Annotated in this window: 2 protein-coding genes; one reads left to right on the top strand and one right to left on the bottom strand. The window is 68.7% G+C overall.

Annotated features, from left to right (window positions below):
* Positions 1–274: 274 nt before the first annotated feature.
* A complete protein-coding gene (locus tag AB0F81_RS41110; RefSeq protein ID WP_360207351.1) occupies positions 275–784 on the bottom strand; it encodes an FBP domain-containing protein in 510 nt (169 codons plus the stop codon).
* A 171-nt stretch (positions 785–955) separates the two neighbouring features.
* Here AB0F81_RS41110 and AB0F81_RS41105 point away from each other — a divergent pair, with 171 nt between their 5' ends.
* A complete protein-coding gene (locus AB0F81_RS41105) occupies positions 956–1660 on the top strand; it encodes a hypothetical protein (protein WP_360207348.1) in 705 nt (234 codons plus the stop codon).
* The last annotated feature ends 95 nt before the right edge of the window (positions 1661–1755 follow it).

The following is a 1755-nucleotide window of genomic DNA, read 5'->3' as shown; positions in this document are numbered from 1 at the left end:
CGCCTCGTCCCAACCCTGCACCTGCTCAACCGTGACCACGTCCGGGAAACGATCCAGAACTACTCGAAGTAGTGATCCGCCGTAGCAGTACTAGGAGGGTGGGGCGCCGGCCGCGAGAGTGGCGGCCGGCGCGGGATCGGACTGTGGTCAGGGCTGTCGGTGGCCGCCGTCGGGCGGCCGGGAGTATGTCCGGCCCCGCCGGCCGCAAGGGCGCGGCCGGCGGGGCCGTGTCTTGTGCCGTCACTCGCCTGGGTCATCTGCTCACCCCGTCCGATCAGCCCGCGACGACCCGGCCGGTGAAGGCCGCCAGGTTCGTCAGCGCCCGGTCGACGCGCTCGGCCAGGCTGAGGGTCTCCTCGCGGCGCACCAGGCGCATCTTCGGCTGGCGCTTGCCGCGCAGGTAGAGCGAGCAGGCCAGGTCGGCGCAGATGTACTCACCGACGGTGTTGCCGTTGCGCCCGGCCGGGCCGGCCAGGGGAGCGACGAACAGCGCCACCCCGGAGGCGGCATGGTCGGTCAGGCAGATCCGGCACATGCTCGACCGCAACGCGCTGACCTTGCGCTCTGACGGCCGGCGCAACACCATGCCGGTCGGACCGTCCGCGCCCGGCACGACCAGCAGCGCCCGTTGCGGGGCGCCGGGGTCGGTCCAGCCGAGGAAGTCCAGGTCGCTCCACGGGACGCTGCCGTCCGCGAAGCCCGCGGGCAGTTTGATCCGGCTCGCCTCGCCCTTGCTGCAGTTGACGAAGGAGGCGCGGATCGCCCGCTCATCGAGTGGTTCCATGCGGGCAAGCTAGCCCGGCGCAGGCTTCGAGATCACCCGATTTTTCCGGTGCGACGGCTCCATCGGCCTGATCAAAATCGGGCAGATCGGCCGATGTTCTACCAAAATCAATTTTGCTCCAACGGACCGCCTGTGCGACATGCCGGAAGAAAGATGATTAATGTCCCCGGGGTGACAAATATCGTCGCGGTGGATAATCCTCCGGAAATCAATCCCGAGCCGAATAATAACGACCTCCAGAACAGCACCGTCTTTATCGCGATATCGATTTTCTCCGCCCTCGTCGCCCTGGCCGGCACCCTCACGGCGATGACCGGAGCGGGCTGGCTGCTGCTGTTGGCGGTGGCGCCCTGGGTGATGCTGTTTCCGGCCTGGTCCCGGTGGACCGGCTGGCGTCACATGTTCGCCGGGCTGATCAGCCTGTCGGCGGTGGCGGCCCTCCTCACCGTGGTGGTGTTCGACCGGACGGGGGAGACCTCGCCGGAGCCGCCGGACGCAGCCAAGGCGGAATTCTCCGTCGACGACCGTAAGGGGGAGGTCCCGCGCTGCACGGAGCTGACCGGTCAGATCCGCGATGTCCCGGCTGGTCTGCACCCGTGGCTCGCGTGGCGTGGAGCCGGACACAATTGGTATCTGAAGAAGGTGGACTTCGTCGACGGCGGGAAATACCGGCTGGATCTGCGAATGGGCGCAGAGAGTCAGAAAGGCACCGCATTCGTCGTCAAGCCGATTCTGGTTTCGACCGCGGTCCACGACGTTCTGCAGGACGTGCAGGCGAGCACCAAGGCTACGCCGATACTCCGGGCGCTGCCCTCGCACAGCGGGAACTTCGCCGCCGTCGAGGTGGAGCGCGGCGAGAACAACTGCCCGAACTGACGGCCGCGCCGGCCCGCTCCCCGCCCCGGCGGGCCGCCCGCCGCCCCACCACAGACACCCCCCCGCCGCGCCGCGGGGCCGACCCGGGCACCACC

This window comes from Actinoplanes sp. NPDC024001 (assembly GCF_040638955.1).
Classification (GTDB): domain Bacteria; phylum Actinomycetota; class Actinomycetes; order Mycobacteriales; family Micromonosporaceae; genus Actinoplanes.
The sequence above is the reverse complement of the archived record's forward strand: the minus strand, read 5'-3'. Positions and strand labels throughout refer to the sequence as shown.